The following is a 19,892-nucleotide window of genomic DNA, read 5'->3' on the forward strand; positions in this document are numbered from 1 at the left end:
GCCGCCCGCTCGCCGCTCATGTCGCTACGCACTTGGACGCGGCACCCAGCAAGGGAGGGGTGAGCGAGCACCTCGACGTTCGACTGCCCGCTTTCGTGGTCCCGACCACGATCACTGTCCTGAAGCGATTGCCCCTGCGGAGAACGGACGGAAGGACGAACCGGCCCCGTGATCGGCGTCATGACCCGCGCGTGGGACAGTACTCTGCGCCCGACCAAGCCTTCCTCGGCGAGGGTGGCGGATGCGACGACGGCCCGCATCTGCTGCGACCGCACACACCGGGAGCTGACCGCCCTCCTCGGCAGCGACCACCGGATACTGTTCGGCGTGCCGCGGGCGCTCACCCAGCGCCGGCCCTGGGCGAGCGGCTCTCCCTGACGCTGGACGCTGGTATGGCCGCCAGTCAGGGGGATTCAGCAGATGATGTCGCCGGGGCTGACGTCGGTTCCAGGGTCGAGCAGGTGGATGGTGCCGTCACTGTCCTGCGCTCCCAGTACGAGGAACTCGCTCTTGAAACCGGCGATGCGCTTGGTCCCGAGGTTGACTGCGCCCACGACGAGTCGGTTGATGAGCTGTTCCTGGCTGTAGTTGGTGACCTGAGCGCTGGTACGCAAAGTGCCGATCGTCTCGCCGAAGTCGACGGTGAGCTTCCACGCCGGCCGACGTGCCTCGGGGAACTCCTCGACGGCCGTGATGCGGCCCACACGGATGTCGACGGCGAAGAACTGGTCGGGGGATGCTTCGGGCTTGGCCGCGGGCTGAGAGGTCGGAGCGGTAGAGATTTTGGTCATCTGCTGGTCCTCGTCGTTCAACTGGTCGTTTAGCCGTTCAACTTGCCGTCCCATCAAGCAAGGATGGCGGGTGGTCAGCGGCCGTGGAGGAAGTGGCGATCCGCGTCGGTCAGAGCCTGGCCCAACAGGTCGACCATCTGATCGAGTTCCTCCTGGGTGGCGATCAGGGGCGGGGCAAGCTGCACGACCGGGTCGCCGCGGTCGTCGGCACGGGCCAGGAGTCCCAGGTCACGCATGCGCGTCGGCAGGAATCGCTTGACCAGCTCGTGCTTGCGAACGGTGTCGAAGCGCCGCCCGTCGGAGCCGGCGACGAGTTCGAGGGCCCAGAAGAAGCCGTCACCGCGGACGTCGCCGACGATGTCCAGATCGGTCAGTTCCGTGAGCCGCTTGTATAGGTGTCCGGTCAGGGCCCGGACGTTGTCCAGGACGCCGTCGCGTTCGAAGATGTCGAGGTTGGTCAGGGCGGTGGCGGCGGCAACGGGGTGGCCGGCGAAGGTGAGCCCGTGCAGGAGGGTGACGCCGTCGTTGTAGAACGGCTCGGCGACCTTGTCGGCGACCAGGACGGCGCCGAGCGTCGCGTAGGACGAGGTGAGCCCCTTGGCCGTGGTGATCATGTCGGGGGCGACGTGGTGTTTGGTCACGGCGAAGTACTCGCCGATGCGGCCGAAGCCGGTGATGACCTCGTCGGCAACGAGGAGGAAGCCATAGCGGTCGGCCATCTCGCGCAGCCCCGCCCAGTAGCCGGCCGGGGCGGTGAAGCAGCCTCCGGCATTCTGTACGGGCTCGGCGATCAGCATGGCCACGGTGTCGGGGCCGGCCTGCAGCACTTCGGCCTCGGTTTCGGCCAGCAGCCGCCGGGTGAAGGCGGCTTCGTCCGCGTCGGTGGTGCGGTAGCGGTTGGTGTTGGGGGCGTGGGCCACCTCGAAGGCCGGTGCTCCGAAGGGCTCCTTGAGCGCAGGGATGCCGGTCAGTGCCAGCGCGCCCATGGTCAGGCCGTGGTACGCGGTGCGGCGGGCGATGGCCTTGGTGCGCTGCGGCTGGCCCTGCGCCACGTGGTACATGCGGGCGAGCTTCCACGCGGACTCCACCGACTCCGAACCGCCGGAGGTGAAGAAGACGCGGTTGATGGTGTCGGGGGCCAGCGAGGCCAGTCGTTCGGCTAGTTCGATGGCGGCGGGGTGTGCGGTGTTCCACAGCGTGCTGAACGGCAGGCGCAGCAGTTGCTGCTCTGCCGCCTTGGCGAACTCGGGGCCGTACGAGTAACCGAGCTGGGCGCAGAAGAGGGCGGACAGGCCGTCGATGTAGCGCTTGCCGGCCGCGTCGTAGACGTGGACGCCTTCGGCCCGGTCGGGCATGAAGACTTCCTGGCCGGCGCGCAGGTTTGCGTGCTGGCCGAAGTGCAGGAGCAGGTGATCACGGGCGGCTGCCTGCAGCTCGGCTGCCTTGAGGGCGGTGGTGGGCTGATCGGGCATGAGGGTTCTCCGAAAAAGGTGGGCGGGCGCGCGTCAGGGGCGAGCGGACGGCGCAGTAGTGGCGAGTCGGCGGGCCAGGTGCTCGCGGCGCAGGAGCTCCGCTCGCCCCGGCGTCGGAGGAGGAAAGGGAAAGAGCGAAGAGGAAGGAGGAAGGAAGAGAAGTCGGTCTGCTCAGTCCTCGTGGGCACGCGTCAGGTCACGTACAGCCGAGTCCAGGTGTGCGTTGACGGCGTCCAGCAGAGCTGGTTCGTCCTCGCCCTGGAGCAGGGCCAGCAGCTGCTGATGTTCGGCGACGAGCAGGTCCTGCTCCGGGTAGAGGTCGATGAGGCTGGCCAGGCAGATCCGGGTCTCGGCGAGGAGGGTCGTGAACATCTTGCTGAGCCTCGGACTCTCGGCGGCGTCGACGAGAGCGCTGTGGAAAGCCATGTCCTGCTCGGCTATGAGGCGGCTGTCACCCCGGTCGGCCAGGGAGCGCATCTCCTCGACCACGACCGCGAGCCGGTCCAAGTGGGCCTGGGACTTGCTGCGGTGCAGCTGGGTGGCCGCCTCGCGTTCGATCGCACGCCGGGCGGTGTAGATGTCCGCGATGTCGGCGGCATCGAGCTCGACGACGAACACACCCCGGTTGGGAATATTGGTCAGCAGGCCCTCTTGGACCAGGCGCTGGAGTGCCTCTCGGACGGGCCCGCGGCTGACGCCCAGGCGGGTCGCCAGCTGCGGCTCGATCATCCTGCTGCCCGGGGCGAACGCACCGGAGACGATCTGTTCTCGCAGACGGTCGGCGATGATCTCAGGCGTGGTCCGCGGCTTGACGGGGGTGAGCCCCTCGAGTCCCTGCTGCGACACGTTCCCTGGTCCCTTTCGCGGATGTTCTGCCTGCGGCGTCCTGCCTCTCCTGGCAGGCATGACCCTACTCATGACACAGACCGGTCCCGCACGGGTGTGGCGATGTACTTGTACTCCAGGAACTCCTCGATGCCGACGCGGCCGCCCTCCCGGCCCAGGCCCGACTGCTTGATGCCGCCGAAGGGCGCGGCCGGGTTGGACACCAGGCCGGTGTTGAGGCCGACCATCCCCACTTCCAGGCGGTCGCTGACATCCAGAGCACGGTCGAGGTCCTGGGTGAAGAGGTAGCCGACGAGCCCCCAGTCGGTGTCGTTGGCCAGGCGCAGGGCCTCGTCCTCGTCGTCGAAGGCGATCACCGGGGCGACGGGGCCGAAGATCTCGGTGGTCAGCATGTCGCTGTCCTTGCTGACCTGGGCCAGTACGGTCGGCGGGTAGAAGTGGCCGGCGTCCTGCGGGGCGGCACCGGCGGCGACGACCTTGGCGCCCTTGGCGACCGCGTCCTCGACGAGGGACGTGACCTTGCGCTTGCTGGCGGCGTCGATGAGGGGTCCGACCTGTACGCCGTCGCGGGTGCCGGGGCCGACAGTGAGGGCCGTCATGCGCGCAGCGAGACGCTCGGCGAACTCGTCCGCGACGGAGCGGTGGACGAAGAGGCGGTTGGCCGCCGTGCACGCCTCCCCCATGTTGCGCATCTTCGCCATCATCGCGCCTTCGACGGCAACGTCGAGGTCGGCATCCTCGAAGACGATGAAGGGGGCGTTGCCACCCAGCTCCATGGAGGTGCGGATCACCGTGTCCGCGCACTGGGCGAGCAGCAGACGGCCGACGGCGGTGGAGCCGGTGAACGACAGCTTGCGGATGCGGCCGCCGCGGAGGGCGGGCTCGACGACCTCTGCGGCGCGGGTGGTCGGCACGACGTTCAGGACGCCGTCCGGCAGCCCTGCCTCCTGCAGGATGCCGGCCAGGGCGAGGCTGGACAGCGGCGTCTGGGGGGCGGGCTTGAGGACCATCGTGCAACCCGCGGCCACCGCCGGGCCGATCTTGCGAGTGCCCATCGCCAGCGGGAAGTTCCAGGGCGTGATCAGCATGCAGGGACCGACCGGCTGCCGCATCACCATGATCCGGTTGCGGCCGTCGGGGGTGATCGTCATGCCGCCGTCGATGCGGACGGCCTCTTCCGAGAACCAGCGGAAGAACTCGGCGGCGTACGCCACCTCACCGCGCGCCTCGGCGAGCGGCTTGCCCATCTCCAGGGTCATCAGCAGCGCCAGATCGTCGGTGCGCTCCACGATCAGCTCGTAGGCGCGGCGCAGGATCTCACTGCGTACGCGCGGCGCGGTACGGGCCCAGGAGTCCTGCGCGGCCACCGCGGCCTCAACAGCGCTGGCGCTGTCGGCCGCGCCGCCGTCGGCGACCTGACACAGCTCCGTCTCGGTGGCGGGATCCTCCACAGCGAATACGCGGCCGTCGGCCGCCGGCACCCACTGGCCCGCGATGAACAGCTGTCGCGGAACGTTCGCGATGACGTCCGTCTTGATGTCGGCCATGTCGTGTCTCCAAAACTGAGGGATACAGGGGAATCAGGGCTGGGGTTCGTCCAGCAGTTGCGCCAGGTGTGTGGCGGCGGGGCGGTCGTCGCCGACGAGGTGCTCGATCTGCATCTGGCAGCTGAACCCGTCGGCCAGAACCGGTGTGTCAGTCGCGGCGGCCTCCAGCCGCGGGCGCAAGGCCTGGTCGGACACGGCCATCGACACGTCGTAATGATCGTGTTCAAAGCCGAAGTTGCCAGCCACGCCGCAGCAGCCGGTGGCCTCGGTGATCTTCTCGATGCCCAGGTCGCGCAGGAGGTCACGCTGCTGCCCGGCGCCGAACACGGCGTACTGGTGGCAGTGGGTCTGCAGGATCACCTCGTCGGGCACATGCTCGGGACGCCAACCCGCGGCCACCCGCTCGCTCAGCGCCCCGGTGAAGGTCCGCACCCGCGCGGCGACACGGCGTGCCGCATCGCTGTCGACCAGCTCCGGGAGGTCCTTGGCGAGGGCGGCCGCGCAGCTGGGTTCGGTGACCACGATGGGGCCGGCCTCGCCCTCCGGCACATCGAGCGCGGCGGCGGTACGTGCCAGCACGCGGCGGGCGATCCCGAGCTGGCCGGTGGTGATCCAGGTCAGGCCACAGCAGACGTCGCCCCGTGCCTGGGTGGGAAGTCCGGCCTCGGCCAGGACCCGGGACGCGGCTCCTGCCAGCTCGGGGCGGAACGCCTGGGTGAAGGAGTCGACCACGAGCACCGCTGAAGCGGCTTCGGTCGGCTCGATCAGACCGCGCTGCCAGGCGCGCCGTCCGTGGAATGCGGGCAGGCTCCGCTTCGTGGTGACCCCGCCCAGGCGGGCGATCCAAGGCCCGATGCGGCTGCCCATCACCGCGTTGACCAGCTTCGGCATGCGTCCGGCGAGCGCTGTCCACGTCGGCAGCCAGCCGAGCGAGTAGTGCGAGAAGGGGCGCAGGCGCCACCGGTAGTGGTGGTGCAGGAACTCGGACTTGTAGGTCGCCATGTCGACGCCGACCGGGCAGTCGCTGGAGCACGCCTTACAGGACAGGCACAGGTCGAGTGCTTCGCGGGTGTCGCGGGAGCGCCATCCGCCGGGCAGGGCGCCGCGCAGCATCTCCTGAAGGGTGCGGGCCCGGCCGCGGGTGGAGTGCTGTTCGTCGCCGGTGGCTCGGTAGCTGGGGCACATGACGCCGCCGCTGTGGCTACGGCAACGCCCCACGCCGACACAGCGGTTGGCAGCCCCTGCGATCCCATCGGGGTCCTCCAGCAGGGCGAACACCGTCGAGGGGGCGGCGGTCCGGCCCGTGTCGAGGGCGAGGTCCGCGTCCAGCGGGCGCGGGTCGACGAGGATGCCCGGGTTGAGCAGCCCCTCGGGGTCCCAGGCGTGTTTGAAGGCCGCGAAGGCGTCCAGCATCGGCCGGTCGTACATCACGGACAGCAGCTCGCTGCGGGCCCGGCCGTCGCCGTGTTCGCCGGACAGGGTCCCTCCGTGCCGGACGACCAGGCGGGCGGCGTCGGTGAGGAAGGCGCGCATGACGGCGCGGCCCTCGTCGGTGTCCGGGCGGAAGTCGAGCCGTACGTGGACGCAGCCCGCGCCGAAGTGCCCGTACAGTACGCCGGTGAGCTGGTGGTCGGCCATGAGGGTGCGGAAGTCGCGCAGATAGCCGGCCAGTTGGCCGGGGGCGACCGCCGCGTCTTCCCAGCCTGGCCAGGAGGTGCTGCCGTCGGTCAGGCGGGCGGCCAGCCCGGCGCCGTCCTCGCGTACCCGCCACAGGGAGGCCCGCTCGGAGCGGTCGGTGATCAGACGTCCGGAGACCATCCGGCCCGCCGCCTTCAGCTCGTCCAGGAGGCGTTCGGCCTCCGCGGCGACCTGCTGCGGGTCCTCCCCGTCGAGGTCGACGTAGAGCCAGGCGCGGCCTTCGGGCAGTCCGGTCACCGAAGCGGCGCCGCGGCGGTGGCGCATGGTGGCCACGATCGCCTCGTCCAGCCCTTCGACCGCGGCCGGGGAGAACTTCAGGATGAGCGGTACGTCCTCGGCCGCGTCGACGACGTCGTCGTAACCGAGGGCGAGAAGCAGCGCGGCGGGCGGCTTGGGCATCAGCCGTACCGTGGCGGAGACCACCGTGGCGCAGGTGCCCTCGGTGCCGGCGAGGGCACGTACGACGTTGAAGCCGTTTTCGGGCAGCAGGTGCTGCAGTTGGTAGCCGGAGACCTGGCGTGGAATCCGGCCGAGCGTCAGGCGGATCGCGGCCAGGTTGCTGTCCACGATGTCGCGAAGACCGGTCGTCAGCTCCGCCACCCGCTCCTTGCCCGCCTCGTCCACGGCGTGCAGCCCGTCGCGGTCGGCGACGGCGCGGGTGCCGTCGGCCAGGACCAGGTCGAGGGCGACCAGGTGCTCGCCGGTGCGGCCGTAGCGTACGGAGTGGTTGCCGCACGCATCGTTGCCGATCATGCCGCCGATGGTGCAGCGGCTGTGCGAGGACGGATCGGGTCCGAAGACCAGTCCGTGCGGGGCGGCGGCCTCCTGCAAGTCGTCGAGGACGATGCCGGCCTCGACACGGGCGGTCTGCCCGGCCGCGTCGATGTCCAGGACGCGACGCATGTGGCGGGACAGGTCCAGGACGAGTCCGGCGCCGACGGCGTTGCCGGCCATGCTGGTGCCGGCGCCGCGGGAGGTGACCGGCACGCCGAGCCGGTGGCAGACGCGGTGGGCGGCGGCCACCTCGTCGGCGTCGGCAGGGAAGGCCACGGCCAGGGGCGGCACACGGTAGTTGGAGGCGTCGTACGCGTACTGCGCGCGCCGGCCGCCGGAGGTGTCGACCCGCAGGGCCGGCACCTCCCGGCGCAGGGCCTCCACGAGGTCCTCGGCGGTGATCGGAGCGGGGGTGGTGCTGGTCATGACGTGGCGGCCGTGCCCGCTTCGACAGCGGCCTTCCAGGCGCGCAGTCCCTCGTCGACGCCCGTCTCGTCGATGACCAGGGCCGGGATCATGCGTACGACGTTGTTCCAGGGCCCGCACAGCAACAGCAGCAGCCCCTCGGCGGCGGCGGCCTGCTGGACGGCGGCGGCGGTGGCCGGGTCGGGGGATCCGTCGGCGGTGACGAACTCGTTGGCGAGCATCAGTCCCAGTCCGCGGACGTCGGCGATGCCCGGCGTGGTGCGGGCGACCTCTTCCAGGCCCGCGCGCAGCCGCTGCCCCATGACGCCGGCGTTCTCCACCAGCTTTTCGTCCCGGATCACGTCGAGGGTGGCGACGGCGGCCGCGCACGCGACGGCGTTGCCGCCGTAGGTGCCACCCTGGGAGCCCGGGTGGGCCTTGCTCATCAGCTCCTGGGAGGCGGCGATGCCCGACAGCGGGAAGCCGCTGGCCAGCCCCTTGGCGATGGTGATGATGTCCGGGCGGACGTCTTCGGCGTGGTCGTGGCCCCAGAAGCGGCCGGTGCGGCCGAAGCCGGTCTGGATCTCGTCCATCACGAGCACGATGCCGTGGCGGTCGGCGCGCTCACGCAGGCCGCGCAGGAAGGCGGGGTCGGCGGGGATGTAGCCGCCTTCGCCGAGCACGGGCTCGACGACGAAGGCCGCCGTCTCCTGCGGAGCGGTGACGGTCTGCAGGAGGTAGTCGAGCTCGCTCAGCGCGAAGCGGGTCGCGGTCTCCTGGTCCCACCCGTAGCGGAAAGCGGTGGGGAAGGGAGACACGGCGACGCCCGACATCAGCGGGGAGAACCCGGTGCGGAACTTGGTGCCTGAGGTGGTCATCGAGGCGGCCGCGACGGTGCGTCCGTGGAAGCCGCCCTGGAAGACGACGATGTTGGGGCGGCGGGTGGCCTGCCGGGCCAGCCGCAACGCTGCCTCGACGGCCTCGCTCCCGGAGTTGGAGAAGAACAGGCTGTCCAGGCCCTCGGGCAACACATCCCCGAGCCGCTCGACGAGCTGCTGCAGCGGCTGGTGCATCACAGTCGTGTACTGACCGTGGATGAGCTTGCCTATCTGCTCCTGGGCGGCAGCGACGACGCGCGGGTGGCAGTGCCCGGTGCTGGTGACGCCGATGCCGGCGGTGAAGTCCAGGTAGCGGCGGCCGTCGGTGCCGTGGACGTGGACGCCTTCACCACGTTCGACGGTGACGGGCGTGGCTTGGCGCAGGTGCGGGGACAGGCTGGTCATGGCGGGGCGACTCCTTGTGTTCGTACGGGAGTTAGGGGCGGGCGTGCCGGGCGCCGGCGACATTGGCGGCGCCCGGCACGGCCAGGAGGGGCGGGCAGCCGCAGGTCAGCCGTTGAACTTCTGGTGAACCTCGTTGACGGTGGCCGTCAGGTCGCTCAGGTCGGAACGGACGGCGTGCGCGATCGAAGGGTCGTCGCTCTCGTTGAGGCGGTTGATCCACACGCGGGTGATGTCCAGCTCGCTGGCCGGCACCATGTCGTGGAAGTAGCTCTGCGCTACGTGCACCCAGCGGTCGCGGGTGACACCGAGGGACTTCTCGAAGTACTCGAAGTGGTTGTGGGCCGGCTTGTAGGCGCCGGAGTCCTCGGCGGTGACGATCGCGTCGAACTGGATCTGCAGGCGGCGCTGGGTCTCGCCGATGAGGACGCGGTCGCAGTTGGTCAGCAGGGCCAGGTTCCAGCCGGACTCCTGCAGCTCACGCAGCGCCTGCCGCGTGTCGGGGAAGACCGGCCAGAAGGGGAAACCGGCCGTCACGGCGCGGAAGTCGTCCTCCACCAGCTCGATCTTCGCCTCGGCGGCCGTCCGCTTCAGCGCCTCCGCCAGGACGTCGCTGTAGTACATGCCGGGGTTCTCACGCTGCACCTGCGGCTCGTGCCGGTTGAAGACGTCCAGCAGTTCCCAGCCCTTACCGGGCACGACCATCTCGATGCCGGTGGCGATGCCGTGGCGCCAGTCCACGAGGGTGCCGAAACAGTCGAAGGTGACCCAACGCTTCTCGCTCATTGATCTTTCTCCGGGTTCTCGGAAGGAGTGGGTTCTCAGAAGGAGCGGGGGCGGCATCCGCAGGGAGACCACGGGCCACCGGCACTGCCAACAGTTGGATTGTTTACGATTCCGGGCCGGTGTGTCTTTCGACAGCTGCCCAGAAAGGGCGTCGCCGAATTTCAACGGATGCACATGGTTTCCCGTCACGGGGGCGCTCTACGGTCCTTGTCGGATGCCCCTGGGTGCCGTCGCAGGGGCGGTCTACGGTCCTCGTCACCAGCGGCATTCGCACAACCACCGACCCACCGCCCCACCCCTCAAACTCGACGGAGAGCGCGATGCCGCCCCACGCCCGCTCCTGCGACACGGTCGCAGCCAGCAGCTCCCCCGCGCCCGGCTCGCCATCACGGCAACGGTCGTCGCCCGCCGGCCGCGCTGCCGCCGGAGCGGCGTGCGGCGCCGTTATCTGGGGCACGCTCGGCCCGGTGGCGGCCCAGTTCCCACCCGGATACATGCTGCAGATGGCGGAGCTGCGCCTGCTGATCGGCGCTGCGGCTCTGTACTTCCTCGCCCGGCGGCGGCGCCTGCACCATGTGCCGTGGCAGCGCCGAGAGGTGATGGCCGTGGCCCTCGGCTCCGTGGCCGTGGCGGGCTTCTCGGTGTCCTACTTCTATGCCGTCGAGCTGTCGGGAGTGGCCACCAGCACGGTGATCGCCATCGGCGGTGCCCCGGTCCTGGCGGGCCTCACCGCCCGCTTCATCACCCGGCGGCATGTCACCCGCACCTGGGCCGTCGCCACGGCCGTGGCCGTGGCCGGCATTGCCCTCGTGTCCCTGCCCGGCGGAAAAATCGCCTTCAGCCTGCCCGGCACCGCACTCGCGGTGCTGGCGGCCGCCCTGTATGCGGCGCAGGCCGACACGATTCAGGCCGTGGCCCGCCGGCACGGACCCACAACGGCCGTGGCGGTCATCTTCGGCGGTGGCGCCCTGGCTCTGTCGCCCTGGCTGCCCAGCGCCGTGCCCTGGGTGGCCACCGATACCGGGCGTCTGGCCGGCATCCTTTATCTCGGCGTGTTCACCACCGCCGTCGCCTACGCCCTGTTCGCCCACGGCGTCGACCGCCTCGGCGCGCCGACCGCGGTCACCATCTCCCTGCTGGAGCCGGCCACCGCCGCCGCCCTGGCCGCCGTATGGCTGCACCAGAGCCTCTCCCTCCCTCGCTGGGCCGGACTAGTCCTCGTACTGGGCGGACTCGCCCTGATGATGCGGCGGCAGCAACCCGGACCGGGCTCTGCCTGACTCCCTTTCAGGACAGGTGCGGGTCAGCGCGCGCTCGGGCTGCCGTGCCGTGGCAGCGGGTCCGCGTCCCTGACGGGCTGCTGAATGGGGCTGAGGTCCTCCAGGGTGCGGCCCTTGGTGGCCAGGCCCAGCGACAGCACTGTCAGCACGCCGGCCAGCAGCACCACCGATGTCACCCCGAAGACGGCGTTCAGGCCGCCCTGGGCCGCGGCGGCGGTGAAGGCGAAGGGCGCGACGATGCCGCCGAGGCGGCCGAAAGCCGAGGCCGTGCCCTGGCCGGTGGCCCGGATCTCCGTGGGATAGGTCTCCGGAGTGTAGGTGTACAGCAGCGCGTAGACGCCGTTCATGAACAGGGACAGGGCCGCACCGAAGCCGATGACAGCGCCTTCGGAGTGGGACAGGGCCATGCCGAGCGCGGCCAGGGTGGCCCCGGACAGGTACAGGGCGATGCAGCGCTTGCGGTCGATGTACTCCGACAGCCAGGCGGCGCTGAAGTAGCCCGGGATCTGGGCGAGATAGATGTAGAGCACGAAGCTGAAGGACTTCACCACCGTCATGCCGCTGTCCGCGAGGAGCTTGGGCATCATCGTGAAGAAGCCGTAGTACGCGAAGGTAAGACAGAACCACATCACCCACGCCACGACGGTCCGCCGGGCGAAGGGGGCGCTCCACAGCACGGCGAGCTTCTTGCCCATCGAGGCGTGCGCCAGGGGGCTCGTGGCCGACGCTCCGGCCGTCGCGGGGCCCATCGGGGGCAGAGGCCGACCGGTCTCCTTCACGACCGACTCCTCCATCTGGCTCACGACGGCTTCCGCTTCGCCGGTGCGGCCCTTGGCCAGCAGGTAGCGGGGGGATTCGGGCATGGAGCGCCGCCACCAGATCACGACCAGGATCGGCAGGGCCAGGATGATCTGCGCGTACCGCCAGCCCTCGTCGAACGGGGAGATGACATAGCGGCCGATCACGGCAGAGAGCACGTAACCGAAGGAGAAGAACCCGGCAACCGCGCCGATGAAGCGGCCCCGGTAGCGGCCGGGCACGAATTCCGACAGGTAGGGGGCGATGATGGCGCTCTCGGCTCCGATGCCGGCGCCGGCCAGGACGCGGAAGACGAACAGCACCCAGTAGTTGGGGCTGAAGGCGGCCACCAACGTCATGCTCGTGTACACGACGAGCGAGCCGAGCATGACCTTCTTGCGGCCCAGCTTGTCGCCCAGGGCGCCGGCGGTGAAGGCGCCGAAGAGGAACCCGATGAGGAGCGCGCTGGCCAGCAGTGAGATCTGGCCGGTGCTCAGGGCCCATTTCTCGGCCACCATGGGCAGGATGAAGGCGATGATCGCCGCGTCGGCGCCGTCGAAGGTGTAGCCGAGACCGCCGACTACGAGGAGTTTGCGGTGAGTTCGGCTCAACGGCAGGCGTTCGAGCCGTGCGATGTGGTTCATGTCGGTCCTCGGGATCAGGGGCACGAGACTGTGCGGGAGCCGGGCCTGCGTGAACGGGGAGGAGCTGCCTCGAGGCAGCTGCGCGGAACGCTGCTGGTGAATAGACGGCGGTGCCGCCGACCGGGCCGGGCGGCATCAGTGAGCCGGGAACACAGTTGCCGTGGGGCGCGCCGGAGCCCGGGGCCGCGGCGAGACCGCCGCCGTTGTCAGGACACCAGCATCTCCGGCTCCGTTGTGTTCCGTTCCGCGGCGCGGGGAGCTGTGGGCGACAGGCCGGCCCGGTCGACCACGGCGCGGCCGTCCTTGACCACCAGGTGAATGCGGCTGCTGTCCTGGAGCACCGAGAGTTCGGCAAGCGGATCACCGTCCACGACGACCAAGTCGGCGATCTTTCCCGTCTCCAGAGTTCCGAGATCCTTCAGGCCGAGTAGCTCGGCGTTGGTGCGTGTCGCGGCGACCAGCGCTCCCATCGGCCCGAGGACGGAGGCCTTCAGCTTCAGTTCCAGGGCCTTGAACGGCTGGTGCGCGCCCAGCACGTCCGAACCGGAGGCGATGCGTACGCCCTTGTCCACCAGGATGCGCAGCGCCTCGTAGGCGCGAGCGAGCACATGGGCGGCCTGCTCGGCGCTGTCCGCGGTCAGCCCCTGCTCCTGGCCGTCGCGGACCAGCAGGTCGAAGGTGGCGATGGTCGGCACGGCGAAGGTGCCGGCCGCCGCCATCGCCTCGGCTGCCTGTTCATCGACGAGATTGGCGTGCTCGATGCTGCGCACACCGGCCCCGACACAAGTGCGGATCGCCTCGGGCGTATAGCCGTGCGCCATCACGTACGTGTGGCGGGCCCGTGCCTCGTGGACGATGGCCGCGATCTCCTCGGCAGTGAACTGCGTATGGGTCACATGATCGGTCGGTGACGTGCAGCCTCCGCCCGCCATGATCTTGATCTGGTCAGCGCCGCGCCGCAGGACCTCGCGAGCACCCCACTGGCACTGGGCGACACCGTCGACGACCAGGCCCGGATAGTACAGGCCGTCGCTGCGACGCTGCCGCTGCTGGTCTTCGGCCGGACGGAAGTCGCTGTGGCCACCGGTCTGGCTCAGTGGTCCGGTGGCCAGGAACATCCGTGGCCCCGGTACCAAGCCCTGCTCCACCGCCTGCTTGAACCCGTAGTCGGTGAACCCTGCATCCCGCACCGTGGTGAAGCCGGCGCCCAATGTCTGGCGCAGGTTCGCGAAAGTCTTCGCGGCGAGAACGGGCCGAGAGACGGTGTCCACGCGGTTGAGCATCTCGGTGGCCGCGAGATGCGTATGGGCGTCGATCAACCCGGGGATTACCGTCCGGCCACCAACGTCGACCACCGGATCCCGGCCGGTGGTCACCGCGCCGTGGCCCGTTCCCGTGATGCGGCCGCACTCGATGCGCAGCCATCCGTCCGGGACGGGATCTGCACCGCTTCCGTCGATGATCAGGGCATTGACCAGGTAGAACGTGTCCACGGCGGTCTCCTGTACGTCAGTGACAACGGGCTTGTCACTCAGGCTAAGAACCCCCGGCAGCACGCACCATGGACAACCGTTGCGAACAACAAGCCCTGTCGTACGGCAATCGTTCAAAGCGCCGCGGTCGGCCGTTCAGACAGCCGTCGAGTCGATCAATCGCATCAGCTTGATGCCCAGATGCAACGCGAGTCGGTCCATACCGTCCCCCAGGTCCAGCCCGCACGCAGCGGCCGCCCTGCCCAGCCGGTAATAGACAGTGCCTCGGTGAACGTGCAGCTGCGCCGCGGTGGCCTGGATATCGCACCCGGAATCGAGATACGTCTCCAGTGTGTTGATCAAGTCCCGCGGCTGGTCCCTGCGCAGTCTCTCCACCCGCGGATCCAGCACGGCACCCAGCAGGTTCTCCGGCGTGGCGATCAGCGCCCGCAGGGCACCCAGCGCGTCCCAAGAGCACACCGGGCCCGTCTGCGGCCACACCGTGGCGGCGTGCGCCGCCAACCGTGCGTGCTGGTAGGACAGATGGGCATCGCGTACATCGGACTGCGCCTCCCCGACCCCGACGACCAGCGTCGATGCATCCTGGTAGCTGCCGCGCACCTGTTCCGCGATCCGCACGGCATGCGCTGCCTCCTCCCCCACGGGCACCGGGATCAGAACGACCGCGCCGTCATCATCGAGACACCGCAACGCGCCCCGAGGGAGCGCCCCGCTGTCCCTCCACAGCCACCGCTCAAGCGCGTCAGTGCCGTCGGCCCCCTCCACGAGCTGCAGGAACAGTGCCGCAACCGGCCAGCCGACGGGAGAACGCCCCTGCTCGCCCAGGCGAGCGGCCGCCTTGTCGCGCGCAGCTGCCGTACCCCGCACGAGATCGCTGAGAAGATCCGCGTCGCTGTGCCGATCCTGCCGATCGCTGTGCAGGATGTGCCCCGCCTCGCTCGCGGCTTCCACCACAGCATCCAGGCGTGACTCGTCAAGCTCGTACCGCGCGTCGAGCAGGCAGATGTAGCCGTACGTAGCCTGCGCCCACCGCACGGGGACGACGACCCGACCGGCCAGTCCTTGCTCCGGATCTGCGGGAATCCGCACGGGCGCGGTCGCCGTCTCGATGCCGTAGCGTCCGAACCATTCCCGCACCCAGTCCGGCGTCGACCGCCGCAGCAGGGCCTGCCTGCGGACAGCGTCGATCTCCTCGTCATCGTGAGGTCCGAACACCAGAGAATTCAGCCGCGTGTCCGTCAGCGACGTCGGCACACCGATGTCAGCGGCGACCCGGTTGACGATCTCTTGCAGCTCCTGCAACACAGCGGCCTCCGCAACTCACTTACACGTCATCTCATACGGCGAGTCGGCGGTAACCGGTGAAGGTGCCGCGGCGACGTGCTGTTCTGCAGCGTTGTGCACCACGACATCCTCACCTTGCCGCTGCTGCGACCGCCAGGCGGATCGTGCCGACCGCTGCGGTGTCGTGAGGACGGCCAGGCAGCCGACGACGAATGCGATGCCGACCCAGCCGAAGGCGGGCAGGCGCTCGCCCACGACCAGCACGGCGAGTACGGCTGCGACGGCCGGTTCCAGCAGGGAGAGGGTCGTCGCCGTGCTGGCGGGGACATGCTTCAGCCCCCAGCCGAACAGGACGTACCCGGCGAACATCGGCACCAGCGCCATATACGTACCGACGGCCGCGTTCGGCCAGGAGGCGACGAGCGGGGCGCCGGTGGCCAGCAGAACAGGCAGGAGCAGCAGCCCGCCAAGTCCGAAGACCGACCCCATCGCCGCGCGGGAGCCGACCCCGCGGCTGATCAGCCGGTGAGCCGCCCACGAGTACAGCGCGTAGGTCACGGCGGCGACCAGGCCCAGCCCCACGCCGAGCGCGGTGGCCCCCACGGACACCGCACCGGGGTCGCCATGGGCTCGCGCGGCCTCCGCGATGCACAGCATGACGGTACCCAGCAGGCCGAGAGCCGCGCCCAGCATCCAGCGGCGGGTGAGCCGGCGCCGGTCCACGACGCGCTCGATCACCGCCGAGGCCAGCGGGGCCGTACCGATCGAGATCACCGTCCCCACGGCCACCCCGGCCAGATGCATCGAGCTGTAGAACGCCAGGGGGTAGACCGCGACCGCCACCGCGCCCAGCAGCACGGTGCCCAGCTGTGCGCGCAGCTGGGGCGCCTGGCGGGCGATCCGGGGAGCCGCTATCAGAGCCTGGAGCAAGCCGCCCAGTCCCATCGCCGCGGCCCCGATGGCCAGCGGTCCCACGGCCGGGGCGAAGGTCGCCACGGTTCCCGTGGTCCCCCACAGCACCGATGCCGCAAGCACACACAGTGACCCGGCGCCCACCGAACGGGCCGTACGCCCGTCGGCCCGCCTCACAGCGTGTCCAGCAGGTCGGCCGCCATTGCGCGGGCGTGCTGCAGACGGGTGTCCTCGCCCTCCAGGCCGGCGAGCGCCGTCGCGCCTTCCAGCAGAAACACCAGGTGCTCCGCCGTCGCGCGTGCTTGATCGGGGCGCTCGGGCAGCAGTTCCTCAAGGTGGCCGACGAGCAGGGCCTCGACGTCCTCCTTGTAACGGCGGACCACGGCCCGCCCGTCGTGCCCAGCGGGCAGCTCGGCGGCCACATTCAGCAGACCGCAGCCGCGAAACCCGTGCTCGTAGGCGGATGCCGCGTGATCGGCATAGGCGTCGAAGACCGCGAGCACGCCGCCCCGCGGCCCCTGAGCCTGCTCCAGCCGCTCCCGGTACAGCCCCAGCCACTCCTCGTGCCGCGCCTCCAGGTAGGCCCGCACCAGGTCGGCCTTGGAGGAGAAGTTGTTGTAGAGGCTCTTCTTCGCCACACCCGCTTCGTCGGTGATCGTGTCGATCCCCGTCGCCGACACGCCATCGGCGTAGAAACAGCGCGCAGCAGCAGCCAGCAGCCGCTCGCGGGCCGGCCGCCGCCTTACGGGCCCTGCCGCCTCCTCGACGGTCTCGCTCATCACATCCCTCAGATAGCTAGGTAGGTAGGTAGGTCTACCTACTGTAGACGAACTGGTGAGATTGTCGAATGCGCCGGGAGGGGAACGGGCCATGACTTGCCTCACCCGCGTTGCAACCAGCGCCGGGATTTCCTCGCCGGCCTTCAGGTGCCGGTGCCCCAGATGTCATTGAGGGTGAAGCCGCTCGGGAAGGGGTCTCGCGGATCAAGGGAGAACTGTGAAGTTCCGGTGATCCAGGCGCGCCCACGGATGGTGGGCCGCACGGCTGGGTGCGGTCCGGCTGCGGTGGTGGCGGCGATGGATGCGGTGAAGGTGGTTCCCAGAAGGCTTTCATTGATGAAGTTGTTGCCCCCGGCCAACTCCCCACGGGCATGCAGAACCGCCAGCCGCGCGCAGGTGGCGTTGCCGCACGGGGAACGGTCCAGGGTGCCGGTCCAAGTCTCCGGCCGGTCGGGATCAGGCTCACCCGTCGTGATCACCGTGGCGGTGCGGGCCGATGTGCCGGGGGTGGTGGCAGGCCCGTGCAGCATCACCATGCCGATGTAATTGATCGCGGGGTTGTCCGGGTGGAGCACGGACAACTGTTCTCGGGCGGCCATCTTGATGAGCGCGCCGACGCGCGCGATGTCCTTCGCGGCGTGGGGTTCGAGAGCAACGCCGATGTCGTGCGCGTTGGCCTGCACGACGAATTGGCCGCCGAAGGCCACGTCGACCCGGATGCGGCCAACCTCGGGGACATTCAGGGGAACATCCAGATGGGTGGCGAACGCCGGGACATTGTGCACGGTGACGTGGTCGACCCGCCCGTCGGTTACGGAGGCTTCGGCGCGGACGAGGCCGACGGCGGTGTCGATCACCACCGATGTGACGGGTTCAACGACCGGCAGGGCCTGTGTCTGCAGCAGCGCGGTGACCGCGCAGATGGAGTTGGTGCCCGACATGGGGCTGAATCCGGACTGGGTCATCACGACGAGGCCGAAGTCAGCCTCGGGGCGGGTCGGAGACAGGACCAGAGCCGAGCACATGGCCGGGTATCCGCGAGGCTCTCGCAGCAGGAGCCGCCGCAGGCTGTCGAGGTGGACTCGGCTGTATTCAAGGCGCTCGGCCATGGTCGAGCCCGCCACGAGCAAGTGGGCGCCGGTCAGCACCCGGCTCGGCTCTCCCTCGCAATGCAGGTCAATGGCGTGCACGGTCTTGCCAATGGTCATGCCGGGTACTTTCTCTGCGGTGTCGTACGGGGCGACAGCAAATGCGGTGAAGACGATTGGAATGCTGTTCGGTGGCCCGGATGCGGCCCGTGGTCTCTTCCCGGGCCGCGATGGCAGTGGGCGTCAGACCCCTTTTGCGGTGGCCTGCGCCGGCACGGGGGACTCCGTGTCCTTGTCCGTGGGCGGTGCGGGGCGGGTTTCCCGGATAGTGGCGACGTTGATGACCATGATGAGCGCGACGGCGGTGACGTAGAAGGCCACCCACAGCGTGTGCCCGGCATCGATGAACGCTGTGGCGATCAGAGGAGCGGTGCCGCCGAAGGTCGCGACGCCAGCCGCGTAGGGGAGCCCGATGCCGCTCATTCGGAACTCGGTCGGGAACAACTCGGACAGCACAGTGGGCAGCGGCCCGCAGGTCGCCGCGAGTAGCACGCAACCGATCGAGTCGATGAGGACAAAGGTTCCGAACGAGGCACCGTCGAGGATGCGCAGAGAGGGGTAGGTAAAGAAAAGGAATCCCAACGCGGTGACCAGCAGCAGCGGTTTGCGCCCGATCCTGTCGGACAGCGCTCCTGCCAGGGGCAGCGCGAAGAAGAACACCACGAGACTCAGGGTGCCGCCCAGCAGGGCTTCGTCCAGCGGCGTGCCGTTGGCCAGATGCATGTACGTCGGCAGAAACGTCGTCCAGATCGTGAACGGGCACTCCAGAGCCACCAGCAGGAAGACGCGCAGCATGCTGCCCTTATGGCTCCTGAACAGGGCCCGCAGCGGCTTGTCCACTAGGCTGTCCGCTTCCTTGGCCGCCTCGAATTCCGGCGACTCGGGCGTCTTGAAGCGGATATAGAGGGCGTAGAGCGAAAAGACAGCGCCCAGCAGGAAGGGAACGCGCCAAGCCCATGCCTCGGGCAGGACGCTCGGGGCGAGACTCGCCGACAGAGCGGCGATGCCAGTACCGGCGATCTTCGCGACCGCCGTACCGCTGTAGATGATGGAGCCTGCCAGGCCGCGGTGGCGAGGGGACGCCTGCTCCACCACATACGTCGAGCCGGCCTGGAATTCCGCCCCGGTGGCAATGCCTTGAATGATCCGGGCGGTTACCACCAGGGCCGGGGCGAAGACACCGATGGTGCTGTGAGCGGGAGTGAGCGCGATGATCAGGCTGCCGGCCCCCATGAGCACGATGGTCAGCGACAGCAGTTTGCGTCGTCCGTGCCGGTCGCCGTAGGGCGACAGGATGACCGCGCTCAGGGGTCGGACGAGGAAGCCTGCGGCGAACGTCAGATAGGTCAGCAGGACCGACGTGGCTTCGCTGCTCGACGGAAAGATGTAGCCGGCGAAGGCCGGTGCGAGCAGCGCGAAGATGATCCAGTCGTACCACTCGATGAAGTTGCCGATCGATCCACCCAGGATCCACTTCAACTGCTGCCTGCGGCTCTGTGGTCCGCGAACGACCCTGTTGCCCATTTTGCAACCCTTCAGCCGGAAACTTGCGTTCAGCTCCGCCTCGAAACCCGTACCTAGGGTGTGACACGTAACACCTTACTGAGCCTGGCCGATTCGCAGTGCCGGGTCAAGGGATCCGCGTTAACGCTGCATTGAACCCCGACCGCAAGAGCCTCTATGCGCCCCGCGGCCGCCCGCAGCCCCCTCACACAGGGCGCTTCACTGCACGTCACCACCCAGTTACCGATGATTCTCACTCTTGCCACCGACAGGGTTGGGTGTAATACATTACCCACCACCCGTCGACGTCGATGTGTCAGCACGCATCGGCACGAGCGGGCGAGGTCGGCCTTCTCCCCTGTTCCGCTGCGCAGCGGAACGGCCGGACGGCAGCGAAGGTCCCGTGGAGCCGACCGCCCCAGACGAGCGCGCCATCCCACCACCCCACCGTT

The 19,892-nt window shown here is 69.3% G+C and carries 16 protein-coding genes; 2 read left to right on the forward strand and 14 right to left on the reverse strand.

Translation table 11 applies throughout. From position 1 onward, the window contains the following. Positions 1-168: 168 nt before the first annotated feature. A complete protein-coding gene (locus tag AB0I82_RS03925) occupies positions 169-378 on the forward strand; it encodes a hypothetical protein (protein ID WP_363255458.1) in 210 nt (69 codons plus the stop codon). A 35-nt stretch (positions 379-413) separates the two neighbouring features. On the opposite strand, the gene AB0I82_RS03930 is transcribed toward AB0I82_RS03925, so the two are convergent. The 7 genes from AB0I82_RS03930 to AB0I82_RS03960 form a co-directional block, all read right to left on the reverse strand. Then, entirely contained in the window at positions 414-791 is a 378-nt protein-coding gene (locus tag AB0I82_RS03930) for a tRNA-binding protein (protein WP_363255459.1), read from the reverse strand. Between the two features lie 74 nt (positions 792-865). Further along, positions 866-2,263, reverse strand: coding sequence for an aspartate aminotransferase family protein (locus AB0I82_RS03935; RefSeq protein WP_363255461.1), 1,398 nt, complete (start codon positions 2,261-2,263; stop codon positions 866-868). Positions 2,264-2,434: 171 nt separating this feature from the next. Beyond that, positions 2,435-3,109: a GntR family transcriptional regulator gene (locus AB0I82_RS03940; protein ID WP_363255462.1), complete on the reverse strand. Its 675-nt coding sequence runs from the start codon at positions 3,107-3,109 to the stop codon at positions 2,435-2,437. Between the two features lie 68 nt (positions 3,110-3,177). After that, on the reverse strand, positions 3,178-4,656 hold the full coding sequence (locus AB0I82_RS03945) for an NAD-dependent succinate-semialdehyde dehydrogenase (RefSeq protein WP_363255463.1): 1,479 nt from the start codon (positions 4,654-4,656) through the stop codon (positions 3,178-3,180). A 33-nt stretch (positions 4,657-4,689) separates the two neighbouring features. Further along, positions 4,690-7,554 (reverse strand): FAD-binding and (Fe-S)-binding domain-containing protein, encoded by a 2,865-nt coding sequence (locus tag AB0I82_RS03950; RefSeq protein WP_363255464.1) that lies wholly within the window; start codon positions 7,552-7,554, stop codon positions 4,690-4,692. Further along, positions 7,551-8,816 carry an aminotransferase class III-fold pyridoxal phosphate-dependent enzyme gene (locus AB0I82_RS03955; protein ID WP_363255465.1) on the reverse strand — a complete coding sequence of 422 codons (1,266 nt, stop codon included), beginning with the start codon at positions 8,814-8,816 and terminating at the stop codon, positions 7,551-7,553. The genes AB0I82_RS03950 and AB0I82_RS03955 overlap by 4 nt, the downstream gene beginning before the upstream one ends. A 105-nt stretch (positions 8,817-8,921) precedes the next feature. After that, entirely contained in the window at positions 8,922-9,599 is a 678-nt protein-coding gene (locus AB0I82_RS03960; RefSeq protein ID WP_363255466.1) for an HAD family hydrolase, read from the reverse strand. Between the two features lie 320 nt (positions 9,600-9,919). Between AB0I82_RS03960 and AB0I82_RS03965 the strand changes: the two genes are divergently transcribed. Then, entirely contained in the window at positions 9,920-10,879 is a 960-nt protein-coding gene (locus tag AB0I82_RS03965) for an EamA family transporter (protein WP_363255467.1), read from the forward strand. Positions 10,880-10,902: 23 nt separating this feature from the next. On the opposite strand, the gene AB0I82_RS03970 is transcribed toward AB0I82_RS03965, so the two are convergent. The 7 genes from AB0I82_RS03970 to AB0I82_RS04000 form a co-directional block, all read right to left on the reverse strand. After that, the gene (locus AB0I82_RS03970; protein WP_363255468.1) at positions 10,903-12,321 is read right to left on the reverse strand and encodes an MFS transporter; all 1,419 of its coding nucleotides are present in this window, start codon (positions 12,319-12,321) and stop codon (positions 10,903-10,905) included. 206 nt (positions 12,322-12,527) lie between these two features. Further along, positions 12,528-13,877 carry an amidohydrolase family protein gene (locus AB0I82_RS03975; RefSeq protein WP_363255469.1) on the reverse strand — a complete coding sequence of 450 codons (1,350 nt, stop codon included), beginning with the start codon at positions 13,875-13,877 and terminating at the stop codon, positions 12,528-12,530. A gap of 72 nt (positions 13,878-13,949) precedes the next feature. Continuing rightward, complete coding sequence (locus tag AB0I82_RS03980) at positions 13,950-15,119, reverse strand: helix-turn-helix domain-containing protein (protein WP_363255470.1); 1,170 nt, start codon at positions 15,117-15,119, stop codon at positions 13,950-13,952. A gap of 15 nt (positions 15,120-15,134) precedes the next feature. Further along, positions 15,135-16,133 carry an EamA family transporter gene (locus AB0I82_RS03985; RefSeq protein WP_363255471.1) on the reverse strand — a complete coding sequence of 333 codons (999 nt, stop codon included), beginning with the start codon at positions 16,131-16,133 and terminating at the stop codon, positions 15,135-15,137. A gap of 50 nt (positions 16,134-16,183) precedes the next feature. Then, positions 16,184-16,789, reverse strand: coding sequence for a TetR/AcrR family transcriptional regulator (locus AB0I82_RS03990; protein ID WP_363255472.1), 606 nt, complete (start codon positions 16,787-16,789; stop codon positions 16,184-16,186). A 143-nt stretch (positions 16,790-16,932) separates the two neighbouring features. Further along, entirely contained in the window at positions 16,933-17,997 is a 1,065-nt protein-coding gene (locus AB0I82_RS03995; protein ID WP_363255473.1) for a proline racemase family protein, read from the reverse strand. Positions 17,998-18,120: 123 nt separating this feature from the next. Then, positions 18,121-19,461: an MFS transporter gene (locus tag AB0I82_RS04000; protein WP_363255474.1), complete on the reverse strand. Its 1,341-nt coding sequence runs from the start codon at positions 19,459-19,461 to the stop codon at positions 18,121-18,123. Positions 19,462-19,892 lie beyond the last annotated feature (431 nt).

This window comes from Streptomyces sp. NPDC050315 (assembly GCF_040655775.1).
Taxonomy (GTDB): Bacteria; Actinomycetota; Actinomycetes; order Streptomycetales; family Streptomycetaceae; genus Streptomyces.